Source organism: Paenibacillus rhizovicinus (genome assembly GCF_010365285.1).
Lineage (GTDB): Bacteria > Bacillota > Bacilli > Paenibacillales > Paenibacillaceae > Paenibacillus_Z > Paenibacillus_Z rhizovicinus.
This window is the reverse complement of sequence record NZ_CP048286.1, coordinates 5,611,460-5,631,558: the sequence shown is the minus strand read 5'-3', so window position 1 is coordinate 5,631,558 and position 20,099 is coordinate 5,611,460. Positions and strand designations below refer to the sequence as shown.

The window sequence follows — 20,099 nt, the reverse complement described above, 5'->3', positions numbered from 1 at the left end:
TTCCGCTCCACATGCGAATGTCTTATTTCGATTCCTCGGCTTGCAATTTGGAAATACCCGCCTCGAATTGATTTTTGATTTTCTCCACTGCCGTAGCAGGCGCTACTTTGCCTTCCGTAATATCCTTCAGCACGCCGTCAACCAGTTTGTCCGCATCAGGAATGGCGATGAAGCTGCCGCTGTAGTCGATTTTGTCGTACATTTGAGTCCGCGTATCGAGTGCGTCCGGCGTAAATGCGTTTTTCCAGCTTTCGATGGCCAGCTCTTTGTTCTTGCCGTGCAGGCTGATCTCGTCCATGATTTTCATCGCGATTTCCGGATGTTTGGAGTACTTCGAAACCATGTACATATTGCCGTAAGGCGTGTAGGACGTGTAGTCCGTCGCATTAGGCGCTTTCGGGAAGAACACATAGCCGAGCTCCGTATCCTTCATGTTCGTCTTCAACCCGTCCAGTTCCCAGCTGAATCCGCCGTACAGAACGCTCTTGCCTGCGATGAACGCCTTGTCGTTACCGTCCGTCGGCGCCGGCTGCAGGATCGACTTGTCTACGTTGTACATGTCGGCAACCAACTGAAGTCCTTGGATCGAGTTCGCGCTGTTCATCGAGAACTTCATGTTACCGCTTTCATCTTTATCGAATGAGCCTTTGTTCCCGTACACGAACTGCTCCGTGCTCGTCTTCATGTCGCCGATAAAGCCGAATACATCCGTTTTGCCGTCGCCGTTCGTGTCCTTCGTTGCCGCCTTCGCCAGCTCGCGGAACTTATCCCACGTCCACGTTCCGTTCTTCTGCAGCGTGTACGGATCCTCCAGCCCCATTTCCTGCACCAGCTTCTTGTTGTAGAAGATGCCGTACGGCGATGGCGGCGAATCAATGAATCCATACTGCTTGCCTTGGTAGCTGCCGCCGTTCTTCATCCAGGAGATGTATTTCGGATCGCTCAGATCCAGCATGTCGTCGATTGGCAGAATGAAGTTCTTATTGACCAGCGACGGGAATGCCCAGAATAATTCAAGCACGACAACGTCGGCGAAAGGATCGCCTGCAAGCGAGGTTGTCGTTAAATTTTCCACGTATTTGCCGTAGTCGCCGAATTTGACGAATTCGACTTTGCCGTTGTATTTCTTCTCGGCGGCTTCGATCAGCGCGATTTGCTCGTCGTCCGCAGGCGTGCGGTCCTTCTCTTCCTTCGCGCGCGGATCGGCTCCGTCCCACCACACGCCGATTTTGATCGTCTCGCCTTTCAAGTCGGCTGCGTTCTCGGCAGGAGGCGTCTCTGTATCGGTAGTCGCGTTGGCTGCTGCATTGCCTGTGTTGCCGCCGCTGTTGGCGTTCTTGTTGGCGTCCGCGGCGTTGGCCGGTTTGTTACTCATATTGGTATTGTTGTCGCTGCTGCTCCCGCAGCCAGTTACGGAGAATGCCACCATCAAAGCTGCTGCAGAGACCATCAAACGACGCGAATGTTTATCATGCATATTGTTTCTTCCTCCCCTTGGATAGAAAAAGTAGATATGAACAAGTGCCCCTTACAATGCCTCTTGCCTCGTCAACCCCCTCTCCGTATAGACCATTCACCACATTTCTCAATACCAATAGGATATATCTAATATTGAGTACCTCAGGCATATCCTTCCATTGGTTGCGCTTTCATTGTATGTCCTTTCCACTTGGTTGTAAATAGTGAATATATCTTTTATTAAAATTTTACATTTAAGGGGGTTGCCGGACTTGCGTCGAGGTATGGCTAGGCTAAAAGATATACTTTATGTAGATTAGAAAATGATGGGCCCGGCCGACTGATCGCCACTTCGCGGATTGGCTCCGACCCTAGCGCCGTACCAGCGCAAAAAGACGCCTCCAGTCCCACTTTCGCAGTGGTGCTGTAGGCGTCTATCGAACAGGCCTCGCAGGATTTAAATTGGTCGGCACGGGTATGGAGTACCGCAAGGCATACAAAAAGGCCCCAAACTTCGGGGCCCTTTCCAACACATGCAGCTATAAACTCAATAATTGCTAAATCGCCGGCATGACGTTGCCGCCGCAAACCGGAATGTAGGCGCCCGTAATGAATCCGGCCAAGTCCGAAGCCAGGAACGCGACGGTGTTGGCGATGTCCTGATCCGTGCCGCGGCGTTTCAACGGAACGTTCTTGTCGTAGCCTTCGCTCTTCTCCGTGCCGTTCGTGCGGTCGCGCTCCGAAATGGTCCATCCCGGGGCGACTTGGTTTACCGTAATCTGATGCGGGCCGACTTCCTTCGCGAGCACGCGGTAGACGCCGTCCATCCCCCGTTTACCCGCGACATACGCGGATTGGGACTCGAAATGCTGCATCGAACATTCGGTGTTGATGCCGATCATCCGACCGGCGCCTCGTTCGATCATCGCAGGCACGAACGCTTTGGCCAGATGCACGCTTTGCAGCACGCAGGATTCGAACTGGCTGCGGTAATCCTCCTCCGGCTGCTCCAGCACGGATGTCCACGTATACTGGATAACGGCATTGGCAACGACGATATCCACATGGCCGAGCTCGGCCGATATTTTATCGCGCATCGCCAGGATGGAATCCAATTTCGTAATGTCGGCCTGCACGCTGACGGCGCGTCTGCCCGCTGCTCTAATCTCGGCGGCAAGCGCCTCCGCTTTCGCTTCGTTCGTATTATAGTGAACCGCCACATCCGCGCCGCAAGCGGCGAGCGTCCGTGCCATCACGCGGCCCAGTTCGCCCGTCGCCCCCGTTACGAGTGCCGTACGGCCTTGCAAGTTCAATCCGATCATCCTGTTTACGCCTCCTCTTCCTCGCTATCGTCCGGCAGCGTTTCCGCCGCGGCGTCAATCAGACTGTCGAACAAATCGTCGTCCGTCTCGATAGCGGCTTCGACTTCGTTGATCTGCTCCTCCGAGCCGGGATCCTTCGCGAAACGGAGACTGTAATCCCATGTCGTGCCGCGCAGGCTGTTCAGCTGCAGCGTAATTTCGTACGGATGCTTGTGACCCTCCGCTTCGAACTGCACCGAGCCCAGGTAACCGTTTTCCTTGTCATGCGTCATCTGTGCATGAATAATCGTTACTTTCATCGTCATGACCCTCCACTTGATACAAGCTTGCATTAGGGCAATTATACCATACTATGCGGTCGAGCCAAGTATGGGCAGGACTAGCGAATATACAGGTTAGTTTTTTCTCCGATCACGGCTTCCTATTCCCAGAATCTGCTTACATACTCGTCGGAACTTCGTCATTTTGGCTTCCTGGAGTCCAGTATGGCCCTGGAAGCTTGGTTTCGTTTGCTGATCTAAATATTCAATTGCAAATTTCAACCTCTCCTCACGTACATGCACAGGCGGTTCGTAGGTTGTATGATTAACTGCAAATGAGTTTACTTTTACCTCTTTGCCCTCTGATTCCAAATGATTGACTATCGAGAACAACTCATCTACCGGCTTAATTGGTGTCCGTAACAAGGAGGCTTCGATTTCACCAAGCAGTTTGTTACGATCTCTATGATGCAGTTGAAGCCTTCCTTCCGTTTTCTCAATCTGAACTTCGTACCGATCGTAGTGTTCGCATATTACCCAGCCTGACCAGCGCTCACGAAGTCTTATCGCTAGATTCGTACAAACTTCTGCGTGCCATATATCAATCCGCTTTTGCCCGACATCCAAATGAAAACCCGAGGACGGAAAATTGTCTGTCCATTCGGCAGCATGAAATTGCTCAAAGCCCCCTACTTTATTGCTAGGATGAGCCAGCTCAGGCCCGATCCATAAATAACCTTCAGTCCCGCCCTCGAGGGGATAAATCAATTGTTCTCCGTCTTCAAACGTCAGGCTGCCAATCGTATCTACCCCATTTTTCTCCTCTGGTGGCGCTAAGCTTTCGAGCAATCGGACATCGTCTCTTTTTGCCGCCACTTTATCCCCAGAAGCACCAGCGTACTCGGAAATATCCCAAATACCCTCATTAGCCCAGCGGATTTCCCAACCAGTCCAAAGCGTTTGCATGAGTGCCAAGAAGAGCCTTCTAGATGGGATGTCCCGACTTAGATCTTCTCCTCCAAAAAATAAAAGCAGCTTGCATGCTTCGTCAATGAGGACGCCGCCTTCGGCCCAGATATCGTCCAGCCATCCAGTTTCATCGACTTTGGTTTGCCTTTCGATAAAAGCAATAGCATGTTCAGGCCCCCAAAACAAAGATTCGGGAAGCGTGTTGGCACACCAATGATTGTAATAAAGGTCGTAGCCGTCCTTCTTAACGATTACCAGGTTAGCACGTTGCCCCATCGAACACTTCCCCTAACCGACTGTATGACGTTTAATCTGCGGTCGAATTTCTTCATTCCATAAACACACGCTTAGCGGCATTTAATTATCTCCGCCCCCGGAACAATCCCTCCGCCAGTTCATCCAGCGTCTCCCGCATGGCCAGCTTGCTCGTCCACCGTTCCGGTATGGCGTCGAAGCCGTAATGCGCCCCTGCCAGCTGGCCGTAGACGGCACCGGTCGTATCGGCATCATCGCCGAGATTGACTGCGAGCAGCACGCCTTCTTCGAACGAGCCGCCCTTCGCGAACGCCCAGAGCGCCGCTTCAAGGGAACGCACGACATAACCGTTGCCTTGAATATCAGGCGGCTCATTACGCAGGTACGAACCGCCGTAAACTTCGGCGATTCTCGGCGCGAGCGCGGCCGCGTTCAGCCATTCGTCGAAAGCGCCGGGCTGCAGCAGCCGCTCTTTCTCCCAGCCTTGCAGCGCTGCCGAGATATACGCCGCGAACAGCCTGCAGGCGTCGATGCATTCCGCCGCCGCATGCGTCGTCCGCGAGCTTGCCTCCGCATAACGGATCGCTTCCTGAGGCTGCTCGCCGTAATACATCGGAATCGGAGCCAGCCGCATGATGGAGCCGTTGCCTGCCGAGTCCGGACTGGACGAACCGCAAAATCCTTCCCCGGTCCGTTCATGGCGGATAACCGCTTCGCGCGTCGCATTGCCGATGTCGAAGCATTGCCCCGTGCTGCTGCGATATCCTTCGCGCATCCACCTGGCATAGCGGCTCATCTGGTCGACCGCGTCGAAACCCTGAACGGCGAGCAAGCTGTCGGCCAGGCACAGCGCCATGGACGTATCGTCCGTCCACTGCCCCGGCTGCAAGCGAAACACGCCGCCGCCCGTCATCTCCGTCACCGGTTCGAACGTTCCCGGTCTGCTGAACTCCACCGTCGTGCCGATCGCGTCTCCCGCTGCGAGCCCGAAAAGGCAGCCTTTATAGCGATTCAATGACATCGTCATTTGTTGTCCTCCCGATTATGGAAGAGCGGTAGTCTGGAACGAAACCAAGTAAGGAATCGTTCAATGCTCTTCGAACTTTCATGCCGTAATGCTCCACTCTTACTAGGTTATTAGCTAGGTTCATATTACTCAAATTGTTCATATAGTTCATAACTTCACGCTAACCAAGCCGCCTTAACGCTTCTCATTCGTCGAGTTAGATCCGTTTTCCTTCACAAAAAATAAAACCGCCGCCCGGACGGATTCCCGTTCGGACGACGGCGCTTCATGCTTACCAGTGGGAATTGTACACCGGCGCGCTGTTCGGATTATTGTTGCCGTACGAGAGATTGCCTAGCGTGAGCACGTCCTCGTCGTAATAAGCTTCATAGGCGAGGGTAGAGCCGAGACTGTTGAAGAACGACCACATTTTCTCGATATAGAAAGGATTGTCGTTCCCGAAGTTCGGCGCCGCTCCATGGTAAAGTCCCCATTCCGGAACGCTGAATTTCTTGCCGTGCGCGACCGCGAAATCGATCCAGTGCTGCAAGCCGTAAGTGCCGCCGATATGGCTGCTGATCCATGTCGCGTCGTTGAAGGCGGGCGGCCATTGGTCGTAGCTGTCGACGCCGATATAATCCACGACGTCATCGCCCGGATAGACGAGCGCCGGATCCGCGTTGCCGGCCGCTTTGAGCCCGTCGCCGCGAGTGACGTTCCAATCGATCTTCACGTTCGGCGCTGCGGCTTTGATCGTCGTTGCCACTTGACGGAAGCACGCCTTCCAATCGGTCATGTTGGCGTTCGTGACGGAATGCGCGAACCAGTTCCCGTTGAACTCCCAGCCCAGCCGGATAATGGCGCCGCCCTGGCCGTGGCTGACGAGATTATTCGCGAACGTCGTCCAATTGCTGTTGTAGCTGCCGGCCGCGCAGGCGGAGAACGTCGCTCCGATGTTCTCCGGGAACATCGGCACGGCGTACGTCGGCGTCCATGGCGCGTTTTGCCAGCCATTGAAGAACGCGCCGTTGACCGTCATGATATCCCACGAATAGCGATATGGGAAATTCGTCGTAATGTCCGCAAGCCGCCCGCGCCATGTCTCGAAGTTTTGGATCGCCGTCCAGTTCGCCTGGTCGTTCGTCGTCCGGTAAACGCCGGATTTCCACGGCAGGCCGCTGCGGTTCCCTGTGCTTGCGTTCGTCGTCACGGCTAGCGAATTGCTGGCGGCGGACTGGTTGTTCGCCGCATCCCGCGCTTTGACCGTGAACGTATACGCCGTGCTCGCCGTCAAGCCCGTGATCGTCGCGCTCGTGGCGCCCGTCGTCGTGCCGGCCAGCGTCGTACCGCCACGGTAAATGTCATAGCCGGTTACGCCGACGTTGTCCGTCGAAGCCGTCCAAGTCAGATTGACGGTCGTATCCGTCTTGGACGGGGAAGCCAGACCGCTCGGCGCCGTCGGCGCCTGCGTATCGGAAGAGGTGCCGCCTCCGGTGCTGTAGATGGCTACTCCGGTCATTTGCGGATCGCCCTTGGTCGAGCGCAAAATATCGATATTCAAGGTCCCGTCGCTCACCGTAACGCTATAAGGCCCGTACTTCGCCCAGCTGCCGAGCGCGAGATCGCCGATGCCCGTCGCGACCGTCGTCCCTTCCAGCTTCACGTCCTCGTTGCGGAAATTGCTTTGATAGTTTTCAATCGTCCATAGATAGACCTGATAGCTGCCGTTCGCAATCGTCTGATTCAAGCTGAAGCCCTGCCCGTTCGGCGGCGCCGAGCGGTACAAAGCGGACTGCATCATCGTCTGCGTAGTGGCATCGGGCGTCGGATTCAGCGAGAACGAGTACGTTCCGCTCCAAGACGTCGCGTTCGAGACGGACAAGCCGCTGCTCAGCGCGGAAGCATACGAAATCCAGCTGTTGCCCTCGATCGTCGTCGCGGCGCCGTTCAGGTTAATGCCTTTCACGAATGCCGGTCCGCTGCTCGTTGAACCGCTGACGGTCACGTTGTCGATGGTCGTCGTGTTCAGCGTCGTGTTGTTCTGCGCCGTTACGGCGAGTCCGACGTACGCGCTCGAAGACATGGATACCGTTACGGTGCCGACTTGCGTCCAGGTCGTGCCGTTGCTCGAGATCGAGCTGGTAAACACGTTGCCCGCGCGCTGCAGCTTCACCCAATACGGCGCGGCGACGCCCGTTTGCGTGACGGTCGCCGTACTGCCCGAAGCGGCGCTGCGGCTGACCATTTGCGCCCCCGAAGTAGATGCATATTCAATGACCGTCGAGACATGCTTAGCGCCGGTCGTGAGCGCTTCGCGGATCATGACGCCGCCTTTCGCCCATGCGCTCGTATTCGAAATGGACGCCACCCGGGCCACGATCGTGCCGTCGCCGCTCAGCGGCTGATACACGTAGCGGAATTGATCCGCCGTTCCGGCGATGTCCGTTCCGGTTGCTTGGATCGTGAACGTTCCCGATGCGTAATTGCCGGTGCCGGCTACGCCGACAGAGCCGATGTCCTGCTGCAGCCAAGGACTTGGAACGGCTGCCGAGGCCGACTGGGTGAACGTAAATAAACTGAATAGGAGCGCTGCGGCCAAACAAGATAGAATGCCTTTGTTAATCTTCAAATCAACACCTCCAATAAGTTATCTTGCCTCACATTCCTACGAGAACCATGAATACTTCTGCTCTCCCTCCTTTGTGGCTGGCATGCCAGGGCAGATGATTGACGTGATACGATATGGAAACAAACAGCCAGGAGGGCATCATGCGAGTTCCCCCTGGCTGTCTGCAATTCCTATGAACGGTTGATCCTTGGTACGACTACAGGCGGTACACGTTATACAGGAACACGGCCGCCTCGGCGCGTGTCGTGCTTGCGCGAGGATGAAGCAGGCCGCCCGCGCCTTGAATTAATCCGGCATCCAGCAGCGCCGTAGCGCTGTCGGCCGCGTATCCGGCCAGCTCGCTCCGATCCTTGAAGCGGTCCAGCGAAGACGTTGCTCCAGCCGCATGAAGCTTGCCGAGCTTCGTCAACACCCGCGCGGTAAGGGCCATCATTTCCTGCCTCGTGATCGGCGCTTGCGGACGGAAGCGATTGTCTCCGCTTCCCGTTGCGATGCCTAACGCCTTGGCGATCCCGACGGCGTCATAGTAATAACTGCCCGGCTTCACATCGGCGAAATTGTCCTTCACGTCGGCGGTTAATCCGAGCGTCTTCACGAGCAGGAGCAGGTAATCGGCCCGGGTAATGCTTGCCGCCGGCGAGAATTCGGAAGCCGAGGTGCCGTCTATGATGCCTTTGGACGCAAGCGTCTCGATGGCATTCTTCGCCCAGGCGTGATGGCCCAAGTCATCAAAATGCTTCTCGACGTACACGACCGCATACGTGCTGAAATGCGCGGTTTGGAACGTTACGTTCCCCGCCGCCGGGTCATACTTCGCATCGTACACCGAAGTCGGTTGACCGTTCGCTCCGATATACCAGATGGTGATATGCTCCGCGTTCGCCGCTTCCGCGGCCGAAGGCGAATACGGAATCGCGACCGTAACCGGCGCTTCCGAATTGCTCCACGGCAGCTGCTCGCCGTTCACGCGCAGGCTGATGTCGATGACTGGACGATCGCCGATCGAAGTCTTTACATCCTCGCTTAGCTTGCTGGTATCCGCCTTGCCGATGACGATCGACACGGTATCCGCGCCTTGAACGTCGACACCTTTCAGCATGTCGGAGGACACGGTGATCGTCCCTAATGCAGTTTCAATCACGATCGTGCGATGAGCTGCAGCATTCGCGAGCACTTCCGTCGGCAACTGAACGACATAGCTCGCTGCGCCGGCTGCTTTCGGCACTTTGACCGTAACGGTGCCGGATGTAACCGGAACTTGTTGGAAGGCAGAAAGCGGAATGGAAACCGTTGCTTCGCCGGAAGCGGCATCCAATACCGGTACGGCAGAAGTGATAACGCCGGCTGCGGCATCGACTGTCAGGCCGTCTTCAGGGTTGGTAACGATAATTCCCCCTCCGGCACCGTTGCCGTTGTTGCCGGAAGCGGCATTGTCCACGAGCTCCGCCATGCCCCATTTGTCACGGCTGGAGGAGTTGCCGTCCACGCCGTTCCAGAGGTATTGACCGACGCGATTATTGCCTTCACCATTATCGAACCCGATATCGAATTTCAGCTTGCGCCCATCGGCTGGATCGTCGATATTGAGGCCGGACAGCGGAATGGCAGCCTCAACCGAATAGCCTTTGCCGTCCGCATCCGGTTTCGTTATCGTATCGATCGAAGGCTGAGGATCTTTATTGTTGTACCAATAAAATCCTCCCGTAGCGCTGAGAATGATTTGCGAATCCGATACCCTCAGCGAGCCTGGGCTGTCGAGAAACTTCGGATCGGGACCCACGAACAGTTCGAGGGCATCGCCGTTCCAAATATCGAAGCCTTCGTAAGCGTTCTGCATCGGCGTCGGGTCCTGAATATGCGCGTAGATGTAAAGATTGTCTTTGTCCCATGCCAAATCAAATTTACCCGAGACGTCCAGTTTCTGCGCACCTAGGATGCGGTCCTTGTCATCCAGGGACAACGTCGATCCGCTCGGCCAGGAAGACTCCTTCACGCCATCGATAACAATTGGCGTTTTCGTCATCGGAATGTCTGTCGCATTGTTGGAATTGCGCTCGGTGCGCCCTGGTCCAAAATCGTACTTATACGGCTGCTTGTTCCCGAGCAGCACATCGTAGATGCTGTCATTGGTCTTTTTGACGGATTCCAGCATCGTCTTGTAAGGACGATCGGCCACATTGAGCAGTCCGATACCGTAACTTTCGCCGTTATAACCTTGAAACCAGCGGCCAGTCGCGGCTTGATCCAGATACTCGAACCAATGCGCGCCGACGACCACGCCGGAAGCAGCCGCCTGCTCGACGTAATTGCGGTAGGCTTCTCCCTTCTCGGTTTCGTTATCCAAGACGCGCACGCCGCCTGTCAGACCCTGCGTCGGTTCACCGTAATGAAATTCCGTGAATAGGATCGGTTTGCCGGCCAGCGTGGACATCGTCTTGATGCGGTTCAAGTCGAGATCGTAGGTATAGTAGTTGTACGAGAGAACGTCCAAGTATTTGCCTGCGATCCTGCTGATCATTTCCCGAATGCCCGTATTGTTCATTGTGTTGACCAAGTACCGATCGCCGAGCATCATATGATTCGGATCGACTTTGCGGAATTCGGTCGTGATGGTGGAATAAAATTTGTCCAAATAGTGCTCCATGAACGTGTCCATGTCCTCCGAAGCCGCTTCCGAAGTGACCGGCAGCGCTGCCGCTCGCAGATCGTCGAAGCTCTCGAAGGTCGTTTCCCATGCCGTATTGAAAGCACCGATATTGGCATATTTCTCTTTCAGCTCGTCCACGAGCGCACCCTTGGTCGCGATTTGTGATGAGGCGTCGGCCGCTGTGAATACGCTTCTGAAATTCTGATACGGAAGCTCGTTGCCGAAGAAGTATCCGATAATGAGGGGATCATCCTTGCGTGCGGCTATGCCTTCATCTGCCAGCTTGGCCGCGATATCAGCCGCCGCTTCCGGTTTGTAGATGTCGAACAAGCCCGAGCTGCCGATCATATCATTCGTCGGCAGGTCCGCGAACTTTACCTGCGGGAACGGATCCTGCCTCAGCCTGTCAGCCGAAGGCGGGTTCGAGAAGCCGCCCTCGCTCGTGAAACCCCATTTTTTCAATCGATCCACGGTTTCATTGTAGAAATCGGCGGTATCGAAGGGCTGCCCGCCGGATTTCTTGATTTTGTTGGCGACGTAGAACGAAAAATTATCCGGATTACCATCCAAGAAAGCGCCAGCATACTTGGGATCGTCCTTGTCCGGCAGCCATTGATATTCATACTCCCTGCCCTTCACCTGCGTGTACGTATCCCCGGTATAGCCGGTACCATCAACGCCGACGCTGAAATACAGGTTACCAATGGGATCGACCATCACGAACTTGCCGTTCAACTTCTGAATATTAAAGTAGCCTTTGACTTCGAGGCCGTAGGTTTCCTTGCTGCCCGGCAGGCCGCCATACGTATCCCTCTCCGGAGCTTGAAGGCTGGAATAGTATTCTGCGTCTGCGGCCACGTCATCGAGCAGTTGTTGATCGTTCGTCACTTTCGCGGGAAAATCCGCGCTCTTCAGTTGACCGTACGTATCCACCTTCTCCTGCTCCGCGTTGTAATAGGTGAAGATATTCGTATAGCTATCTTCCTTGCCGGGATATGCGGCATAGGCATACAGTTTCGTATAACCGTCGATATGAATCGGAGCGGAATATAACGTCTCGGCCGGATTCGCATCCGTGAAATAATAGATGCTCGCACCCATGGTCTCGGATGTCAGCGTAATATCCGAAGGTCCCTCAAGCTTGCCTGTCGGTGGATTCGCCGCAACGCCCGCCGTACTGTTATTCAGGACGACCCTGGACACTTGAACCGCCCAGGCTTGCTCGCCTACCTTCAAATCCGGAAGATCGATCCGCACGTATCGAACGCTATCCGGCAGCGCGTACGAACTGAAATTTACTTTGCGCCAGCTTCCGCCGAAGTCGGCCTTGTTCAGGCTGATCGGTTCGTAGGCCGTGCCGTCCGTCGACACGGACACCGTAATGTCTCTCACCGGCTGGCTGTCCCAGTAATAAACGTCCGTGGAGATCGAATGCAAGTCGTAATCCGTGTGGTACACAGCATAGATGTCATCGTCTGGAACAGCATCGCCGCCGCGACTCAACCGGCCTGCATCGCCGGCGAATACATTCGGATTCGATGTATCGATGCCATACTTGTCGCTGTGGTCGTAGAGCTGGCCGATGTCGTTCAGCTCATCGACAAGGCCGTTCGCATCTAGCGGCGTTACCTCCGCCCCCGGCGCGCTGGGATGATCCTCCGTATCGTTCAGGCTGTACACGTTGCTTCCGTCTAAGCCGTCCCAATTGTTCGCCCCGTTCGAAAAGTCCGCATTGAGCAGCTTATTCGCCTTTCCGGCAGACCCGAAGAAGAAATCGTCGAGGTAGACCGTCCCGGACTGACCGCTTTTATCGGTCAAGATGAAAGTCAAATAATCGTTGCTGCCGGTAGAGATGGCAGGAATGGTGAATTTCTGCCAATCCTCAGTTGCGGTAAACGTATGGGAAATCAACTCCGTCGACCAGTCGGCCGTCATGATACGAAGCGAAATGTCGCCGCTCCCTTTCATCCAAAAGTATGCCTGATAGCTGTTGTTTGTTGACACGGCGGCATTCTGATAGAGATTATCCCAGTTGCCCTTGCCTACATTCGCCGTAATCGAATGGGCCGCCGCGCCTCCGTCCCCATCGTCCGCCGCATGGACTGCATTCATTCGGAGCGAAAACAAGCTGAGCAACATGGCAAGAATGACGGTCAAACTGACTGATTTTCTGATCATGTGTGTCATGATCCTCCTCGTCGATTGATATGAATACGCTCCCAATAGCTGCATACGAAAAGGGGACTGTAGATTCTTCGTCAGCAGTCCCCTCAGGTGTCGGTCCGTATGCGTTTGGCTTTTGCTATTTATTCTGCTCGTTCTCTCAGGAATCCCGGCGTAAATGCGGATGGACATGTATGGGACATCCAACGCAACGTTAGGATAATCCGTCGTCGACGGCAGGTTGAAGCCTCCTTGATCGGCCAAGCGCCATGGCTACGCCATTTCTCATACAAGCACGGATCAGTTCCTGTCCGATCCTGCGCAAAGCCGAAGCCTCGAATCGACTATTCCGTCGCGGTCAGCACCAGTACCCAGTCGCTGCCTCTTCCGCTGGAAGGCGGCGTGAAGGTGACGTCGCCGCTGTTGGCGTAGTCGCAGATCGAGCTGTATTCGCCGCTCCGCGGATCGAACCAGGACGCCTGCACGCGGTCGGCTTTCCACTTGCCGAGCGATGCGCGGAAAGGGATGCCGTTCGGACTGTAGATCATGCCGAAGTGCTCGCCGCGGGTCGCGACCATATAGTTCGCGCCTTCGAAATTGTCGGCGATCAAGCTTTGGTCGGGAACGCGGTCCAAGAATGAATGCGATTCGATCAAGGCGCGCAAATGCTGCATCTGCGCCGCCCCGGGACGGTTCAGTGCCTCCTGCCAGGTCATGATGAAATACGGTCCGGGCTCCGTCGTCATCGACCATATGCTGTGATGCCCGTATGTCGTGCCGAAGCCGCCGGCGAATACGCCGTAATAGGCGCCGGTCCGCACGTCCGCTTGATCGAAATAGCCATTGGACGCATTGAAATTGACGGGATGATCTTCGTAAGCGGGTTCCGCGTCGAGCGTCGGTTTAACCGGCAGCTTATCGTAATCCGCCTTGATATGCTTGTAATTCTCGCGCACCTGCGCATGATGGCCGGACTGAATCATGTTGAAATCCAGCCAGGATTCGTGATGCATATGATGCGACGAAGAAGAATTGCCGCACGGATGGAACGTAATCAGCTGCGAGTCGCCTACGGCTTCCCGCAATCCGGCGGCCAGACCGTTGTTGACTTCGAAATGGTTGCGCGTAATGAGCGAACGGTCCCCGCCGAGCACCCAAATGATGTTGGTGCGGCTGCCGTAGCGTTCGCCGAGCCAGCGTCCGTACACGCGAGCGTTGTCGCCGTTGAAAATTTCCGGTCCTTTCCCGAACGCGGCCTGATGGTACTTATCGCCCCAAGTCGGAAGGAACGCGATGTACAGTCCGTAAGAAGCCGCAAGATCCACGATATGATCGACATGCGTCCAATAATTGTCGTCTCCGTCCAGATTGGGCAGCGTCGGGTCGAACTGGCCGTCCGCGTTAAGCTTCAACGGCTGCCGGCCGTAATGGGAATCGGTCGCGACGCCGTCGAACTCCGCCAATGCAACCGCTTGCACGACATTGAACTTGAGCTGCGCCCGATTGCTTAAATAGGCATCCGCTTCCTCGCGGCTTAATTTATGAAAGAGTTCCCATGCCGTATCTCCCAGCCAGAAGAAAGGGGTTCCATCCTCTTGAACTAGAAATCTCTTATTCTCGCTTACTTTCAGACGCTGCAATGGCGTTGTAGACATGCCTTCCGTTCACGCTCCCGTTTCGGATGAATGATAATGATGGAGTAATATAGTCCAAGACTAACACATTCAATTATCGTACACAATATGTATACAATAAATATATGACAATAAATTTATATGCATACTTATTGTATCCGCCAACAAGGCAGAGCGAGGCCGTCCGCCGCACCCCGATATTACTTACCGCTCTTGATGTCCTCGTTAAACGCGTCGATCACCTCTTTCTGCGCTAAACGCTGCTGCTTCTGCAGCTCGGTTCTCGGATCTGCCTTCTCATCCATCAGAATGCTTTGGATCGCCGCCACTACGTATTTGCTTAGACGGTCCTTCAGATAATATTCTTGGCGAGGATTTGCGGCCGTTTGAAGGACCGCATCGACCAGATCCTGCCGAATGTCGGGGAACATGGCGCTCACGACGATGTCCTTGCGGACTTGAAACAGATTAGGGAAGCCGCCTCGCTCCTTTACCCATTGCAATTCCTTCTCCTTCTGTTCCTTGGAAGATACGTAGGTAATATAAGTCCAGGCAGCATCCTGCTTGTCCTTCGGGGAATGAGCGTTTATCGTCCAGAGCGCACCGCCTACTTGGCCGTATGCCTTGCCGGAAGGGCCCGCAGGAAACGGCATCAGTCCAATATTGCCGATATTCATCCCTTTGCCCGTAAACATATCTACCGAGCCGATTTGCATGCCGGCTTTGCCGGCCGCGAAATCCTGCAAGTTGCGGTCCCATTCCTGCAGCGCGTTCTTCTGAACGACTTTATATTTCCATTTCAAATCTTTGTAGAATTGCAATGCCGTAACGGCAGCATCGGAGGTAAACGTTAACGTCGCCGTTCCATCGTCATTCCGCCGCGTCAAATCTCCTCCCGCCTGCCACACGAAATATTCGAAAAACCAATCTGCCCACTCCGTTCCGAGGATATTGAAGCCATATTGCCCTATGGCGGGATCCGTCAGCCGCTGCGCGGTCCGCACGAATTCATCCCATGTCTTCGGAGGCGCGCCAATCCCGGCATCCTTGAACAGCTCCTTGTTGTACACCATCGTCATGACGTAGATGTCTCTCGGAAACCCGTACAATCTGCCGTTTCTCGTTCCCGCTTCGATCGCCGCGTTCGAGAACTGCTCTTTATCGGCGTACGCGTTCCAGCGTTCCGTTAAGTCTGCGACGAAGCCGTTCACTATGTATTTCTGGATATCCGGAAAAGCGTTGCCGGACCATACGTCGGGACCGACGCCGCCTGCCATGGCGGTCAAGTACTGTTCCCTGTATTTCGTCGGATCTACCTTCTCGTGCTTGACTTTAATGTTCGGAAACTTCGCCGCGAAATCATCCGTTTCTTGCTGCCATCCCGATTTATTGGCATCGTCATCCGGCGGCTCGTCCCATGCCGTTATCTCGACCGGATTCACGCCATCGACAGTACCGGCTTCCGATTCCGACGCTGCCGGAATGCCCGAGAGCAGCTCCACGGATGGAAGGCTTCCGCCGCCGCAAGCAGGCATGAGGGCAATCATCCCGGCCGGCACGATCATGGCACACACCTTAACGAGCCCCCTCGTCCTACTCGTCATGACTTGAATCCCCTTTCCGCAATTGAAGTACGATCCCCGTCAGCACGGACTGCAGTTCCGCGTGATCCACCGGCTTGAACAAGTAATGCTGAACGCCGAGACGACTCGCCTTGCGCGCGTATTCGAGATCGTTGTAACCGCTGACGATTACGCAGTGAATCGGCTTCCGCATCGCGCGGACATGCTCGATGAACCTGAGACCGTCCATCTCGGGCATGCGGATATCGGTAATGACGATATCCGGCAGCTCCCGCTCCAAATAGACAAGACCTTCTTCGCCGTCTCCCGCTTCGCCGATGATTCGAAGCGGAAGGTCCATCATGCCGATTTTGTTCGCGAGTCCTTGCAGCAAGATTCGTTCGTCATCCAACAGAAGCACTTTGTAATTCATCTCTTGCTTCCTCCTCGTTGGGGATGACTGTCTTTAAAGTAAGGGTCACTATCGTTCCGGATTGCTGGCTGCTCTCGATGGAGAGGCCGTACTCGTCCCCGTACAATAACCGAATGCGAGAATGGATGTTCCTGATCCCGATGGAAGTGGCCGTCTGGCCCGAGCTCGCGGAAAGCACCTGTTCGTTCAAGCCCTTCTGTATGGATTGCAGCTTCATAGGTTCGATTCCGATCCCATTATCGCTCACCCGGATTTGGAACTCATGCTTATTGAGCGCGATTGCCTCGATGCACACCATCCCGCCCCTGCGCAATCCTTCGATGCCGTGAATGATGCTGTTCTCGACGATCGGCTGGAACAACAGTTTCGGAATCGATACGGAAGAAAGCTTCGGATCCACGTTCAGCTCGTAGTCAAGCCGGCGGCCGAAACGGATTTTCTGTATCGACAGGTATTGGCGGATCTGCTTCATCTCCTCCTCGATCGCGGCGTACCGTCCGCCGTTGATGTTGTAGCGCAGCATGCTCGAAATCGAACGGCAGATGTCGCTTATCATCCTCTCGCTGCCGGGAATGGAAGCGAGACTCTCGATCGTGCCGAGCGTGTTATACAGGAAATGCGGGTTCATTTGGAGCTGCAGCGCCTTGATTTCGGCGTCCTTCTTCTTCAGCTCGGATTCGTAGACTTGCCGGATCAGACTGTCGGTTTCCGAAACCATCCGGTTGAAACTATGGCAAAAAAAACCGATCTCGTCCTTCGTTTCGACCGGTACGGCGATCTTGTAATTCCCCTTCTCGATTTGTTTCATCCCAAGACGCAAATGCTTGATCGGACGCAATACTTTGGACGACAAAATTGCCGCGAGCAGCATCGCGACGATCAGGCACAGCGAACCGATCAGCAGCGTGCGTTCGGCTACGGCGTTGACTTGCCCCAATAATTCGGATAGCGGCGCTTTGCCGACGAGCACCCATTCCGTTTGACTGATCGTACGATACACGACGAGCGAACGCCGTCCTGATTCGTCCGTGTACGCGTAAGGTTTCTCCTCCGAACGGCTCATCTGCGCGATTTCGATCGGAGATGCGCAGCTGCTGCTGCCTTCCCGTGTCCGAAGCACCGGGCAGCCGTCCTGCCCGTCCATGACCGTGTACGCGAAGGAGTTCTGCGCTTGCAGGGAATCCATCCACCGCTGCAGCATCTCGCCGTCTAACAGGATCACGATGGTCCCGATGATGGGCTGAAAATCTTTCTGTACGTCCTTCAAAGCTTGTACGAATACGAAAGTCGGCATGACGCGGTTCTCGGTACGATTGATCAGACGGGAGAATTCCCAGGTTCCGGTACCGTTGCGGCTTATCGCGACTTGCCGCAGACGTGCGATTTCCTGTTCGAACCCTACTCTTTGCTCGTCGTTCCCGTAATAATTGCTTACGCCCGTCTGAATCCGTCCCTCGGCGTCCATGTCCGTGATCAATATCGCTCCGATCATGGGGTTGTTGCGCTCCAAGATGCCCATTTTGCTCGCAAAATAGCTGGTCGCATCCGGGGAGCTGAACCCGTTCTTCACGAGCGACTGCAGCTCCGAATCGCCGAATAAGTTCCATGATTCGTTCCGAATCGTCTCCATCTGGGATTCGATCGTCAGCACCGCTTGATCCGTCAGCTTCTGCATGTTCGCGACGGCATCCCTTTTGATGCCGTTTGACGTCACGGCATAGAAATTCATGCCCAGGCTGCAAACGGTTACAATGATGATCGCCAAGAAGCTGATCAGCATCTTCAGAAAAAACGATCGCTCCACGGCCCGAATCGGAAACGTCAACCAAGCCCATGCCTGCTTCAAGCTGCAAACCTCCTACGTGACTGTTTCTTTTATAATAGCAGGATAGCGACGTTAAGCGACGAAAGACCGCCAGGGAAAATCCCGACGGTCTTTCGAAGCGTTGGAGTCGCGGAAAATGGTCCTAGGAAAGTCCGTAGATCCGGTACATGAGTACGGCCGTTTCCGCTCTCGTCGTATTCGCGAGCGGACGAATCATGCCGCCGCTTCCTGCTACTAGCCCCTTGGACACGAGGGAGGCGATATCGTCCGCTGCATAAGAGGCGATGCTCGCCCGGTCCGAGAAACCGTTCAAGTCCGCTTGCCGATCCGAACGGTCGAGTATGCCCGCAGCCTCCAGAGCCCTTGCCGTCATAACCATCATATCCTGCCTCGTGATCTTCTTCGAAGGATAGAATCGCGCGCCGTCAATGCCTTTGGCAATGCCGAGCGCCTTGGCTGCCGACAATGCGTCATCGTAGAAGGAGCCGGGTACCGCGTCCGCGAATTGCGTATCCGCGTTCTTATCCGCTTTCGTATCCAGACCGAGCGTTCTCATCAGCATCGTGATGAATTCGGCGCGTGTCACCTGCCTCGATGGCGCGAATTGCTGCTCGGAGACGCCGTTCACGATTCCTTTGGCGGCCAATACTTCGATCTGCTTGCGCGCCCAATCCACCGTTCCGAGGTCATTGAACGTTTTGTTCACGAACGCGACGGCATAGGTGCTGAAATGCGTCGTCGTAAACGTCATGCTCCCTTGCGTCTCGTTATACCGGCCATCATACACGGGCACGGCGTTTCCGCTGCCATCCACGTAACGCACGGTCAGATGCTCCGGATCGTTGAGCTCTGCGGCGGACGGAGTATAAGGAATGCTTACGGCAACCGGAGCATCAAGATTGCTCCAAGCGATGTTCTTGCCGTCGGCCAGCAGCTGAAGCTCGATGACCGGATGCCCGGCGATCGTGTGGTTCGCCGCGTCAGTCAGGTTCAGCTTGCCTGCGTCCGCTTTCCCGATGCTGATCGTGATCTCTCCCTGAGGCAGCGAACCCGCCGGAAACATATCGGTGCGCAGCGTTACGCGCCCGAAAGGCGTTACGATTTCAATGCGAACCTTCCCCGTACCGTCCGTAAAGAACGAGGGAGGCAGCTTCAACGCATACGCTTGCGCGTCCGGCACATCCGCCAGATCAACGCGGACGACTCGGTTGCCGTCCTCATCCTCCTTCGCGTTCTGAAGCTCGCTTGCCCACTTATCCGTACCTAGGGAAAACATGGCCGTATGCGAGTTGTTGGCGCTCTCCGTACCGGAGTCGGGCTGAAGCTTCCCGTCATCTCCCCCGGAATTGCCGTTGTTATTGCCGTTGCCGTTGCCATTGCCGTTGCCGCCGCCGTTATCGCTTCCGTTTCCGCCTCCGCCAGCCGGCGGATTATCTGCCGCTGCAATATCAACGGATAAGTTCGCGTTCACATCGATTTCAACCGATTCCAGCTTCGAATTTACGGTTTTGATATGTTGAAACACGACGGCGGTCTTGCCCGCAGCGATCGCTTTGAACGTCAGCGTATACAATGTCGCCGTGCCGCTTACGCCCGGTATGGCACCTACCATGGTGTGCGCCAGCGTGATGGCGTTGTCTTGCACGATCGGTTCAATGTCGTACCCTTTGCCTGCACCGACGGCTCCCTTGAACTGCAGCTTCGCGGAATCATAGGTCAGACGGACCTCGTTCGCGAACAGATCGGCTACGTCGTTACCAGTCAGCGTTACCTTAAACTCGCTGCCCGTCTTCAGCGTTCCCCCCGTTACCGCCAGCGAGAAAGACGGCGCGCCGTCCGCCAGCGCGGCATGCGGCAGCAGGCAGGAGACGCACAGCAGCAGGGCCATGCAAATCGGAAGAATCGTTCGCTTCATCGACATCGTCTTCGTTCATCC

The 20,099-nt window shown here is 55.3% G+C and carries 12 protein-coding genes; all 12 read right to left on the bottom strand.

The annotated features are described in order from the left end of the window. Positions 1–22: 22 nt before the first annotated feature. Complete coding sequence (locus GZH47_RS25070) at positions 23–1,477, bottom strand: ABC transporter substrate-binding protein (RefSeq protein WP_162643745.1); 1,455 nt, start codon at positions 1,475–1,477, stop codon at positions 23–25. 538 nt (positions 1,478–2,015) lie between these two features. Next, positions 2,016–2,780, bottom strand: coding sequence for an SDR family NAD(P)-dependent oxidoreductase (locus GZH47_RS25065; protein ID WP_404823721.1), 765 nt, complete (start codon positions 2,778–2,780; stop codon positions 2,016–2,018). 5 nt (positions 2,781–2,785) lie between these two features. Then, a complete protein-coding gene (locus GZH47_RS25060) occupies positions 2,786–3,079 on the bottom strand; it encodes a hypothetical protein (RefSeq protein ID WP_162643744.1) in 294 nt (97 codons plus the stop codon). A gap of 96 nt (positions 3,080–3,175) precedes the next feature. Next, positions 3,176–4,285 (bottom strand): hypothetical protein, encoded by a 1,110-nt coding sequence (locus GZH47_RS25055; RefSeq protein WP_162643743.1) that lies wholly within the window; start codon positions 4,283–4,285, stop codon positions 3,176–3,178. A gap of 85 nt (positions 4,286–4,370) precedes the next feature. Then, on the bottom strand, positions 4,371–5,291 hold the full coding sequence (locus GZH47_RS25050) for an ADP-ribosylglycohydrolase family protein (protein ID WP_162643742.1): 921 nt from the start codon (positions 5,289–5,291) through the stop codon (positions 4,371–4,373). 271 nt (positions 5,292–5,562) lie between these two features. Beyond that, positions 5,563–7,899: a fibronectin type III domain-containing protein gene (locus GZH47_RS25045; RefSeq protein ID WP_162643741.1), complete on the bottom strand. Its 2,337-nt coding sequence runs from the start codon at positions 7,897–7,899 to the stop codon at positions 5,563–5,565. 196 nt (positions 7,900–8,095) lie between these two features. Continuing rightward, a complete protein-coding gene (locus GZH47_RS25040; protein ID WP_162643740.1) occupies positions 8,096–12,724 on the bottom strand; it encodes an S-layer homology domain-containing protein in 4,629 nt (1,542 codons plus the stop codon). A gap of 329 nt (positions 12,725–13,053) precedes the next feature. Then, a complete protein-coding gene (locus GZH47_RS25035; RefSeq protein WP_162643739.1) occupies positions 13,054–14,364 on the bottom strand; it encodes a glycoside hydrolase family 140 protein in 1,311 nt (436 codons plus the stop codon). A 179-nt stretch (positions 14,365–14,543) separates the two neighbouring features. Further along, on the bottom strand, positions 14,544–15,947 hold the full coding sequence (locus GZH47_RS25030) for an extracellular solute-binding protein (RefSeq protein ID WP_162643738.1): 1,404 nt from the start codon (positions 15,945–15,947) through the stop codon (positions 14,544–14,546). After that, positions 15,937–16,338 carry a response regulator gene (locus GZH47_RS25025; protein WP_162643737.1) on the bottom strand — a complete coding sequence of 134 codons (402 nt, stop codon included), beginning with the start codon at positions 16,336–16,338 and terminating at the stop codon, positions 15,937–15,939. Before GZH47_RS25025 ends, GZH47_RS25030 begins: the two co-directional genes overlap by 11 nt. Further along, positions 16,310–18,184, bottom strand: coding sequence for a sensor histidine kinase (locus GZH47_RS25020; RefSeq protein WP_162643736.1), 1,875 nt, complete (start codon positions 18,182–18,184; stop codon positions 16,310–16,312). Before GZH47_RS25020 ends, GZH47_RS25025 begins: the two co-directional genes overlap by 29 nt. Before the next feature lie 121 nt (positions 18,185–18,305). Next, positions 18,306–20,084, bottom strand: coding sequence for an S-layer homology domain-containing protein (locus tag GZH47_RS25015; protein WP_162643735.1), 1,779 nt, complete (start codon positions 20,082–20,084; stop codon positions 18,306–18,308). Between the last annotated feature and the right edge of the window lie 15 nt (positions 20,085–20,099).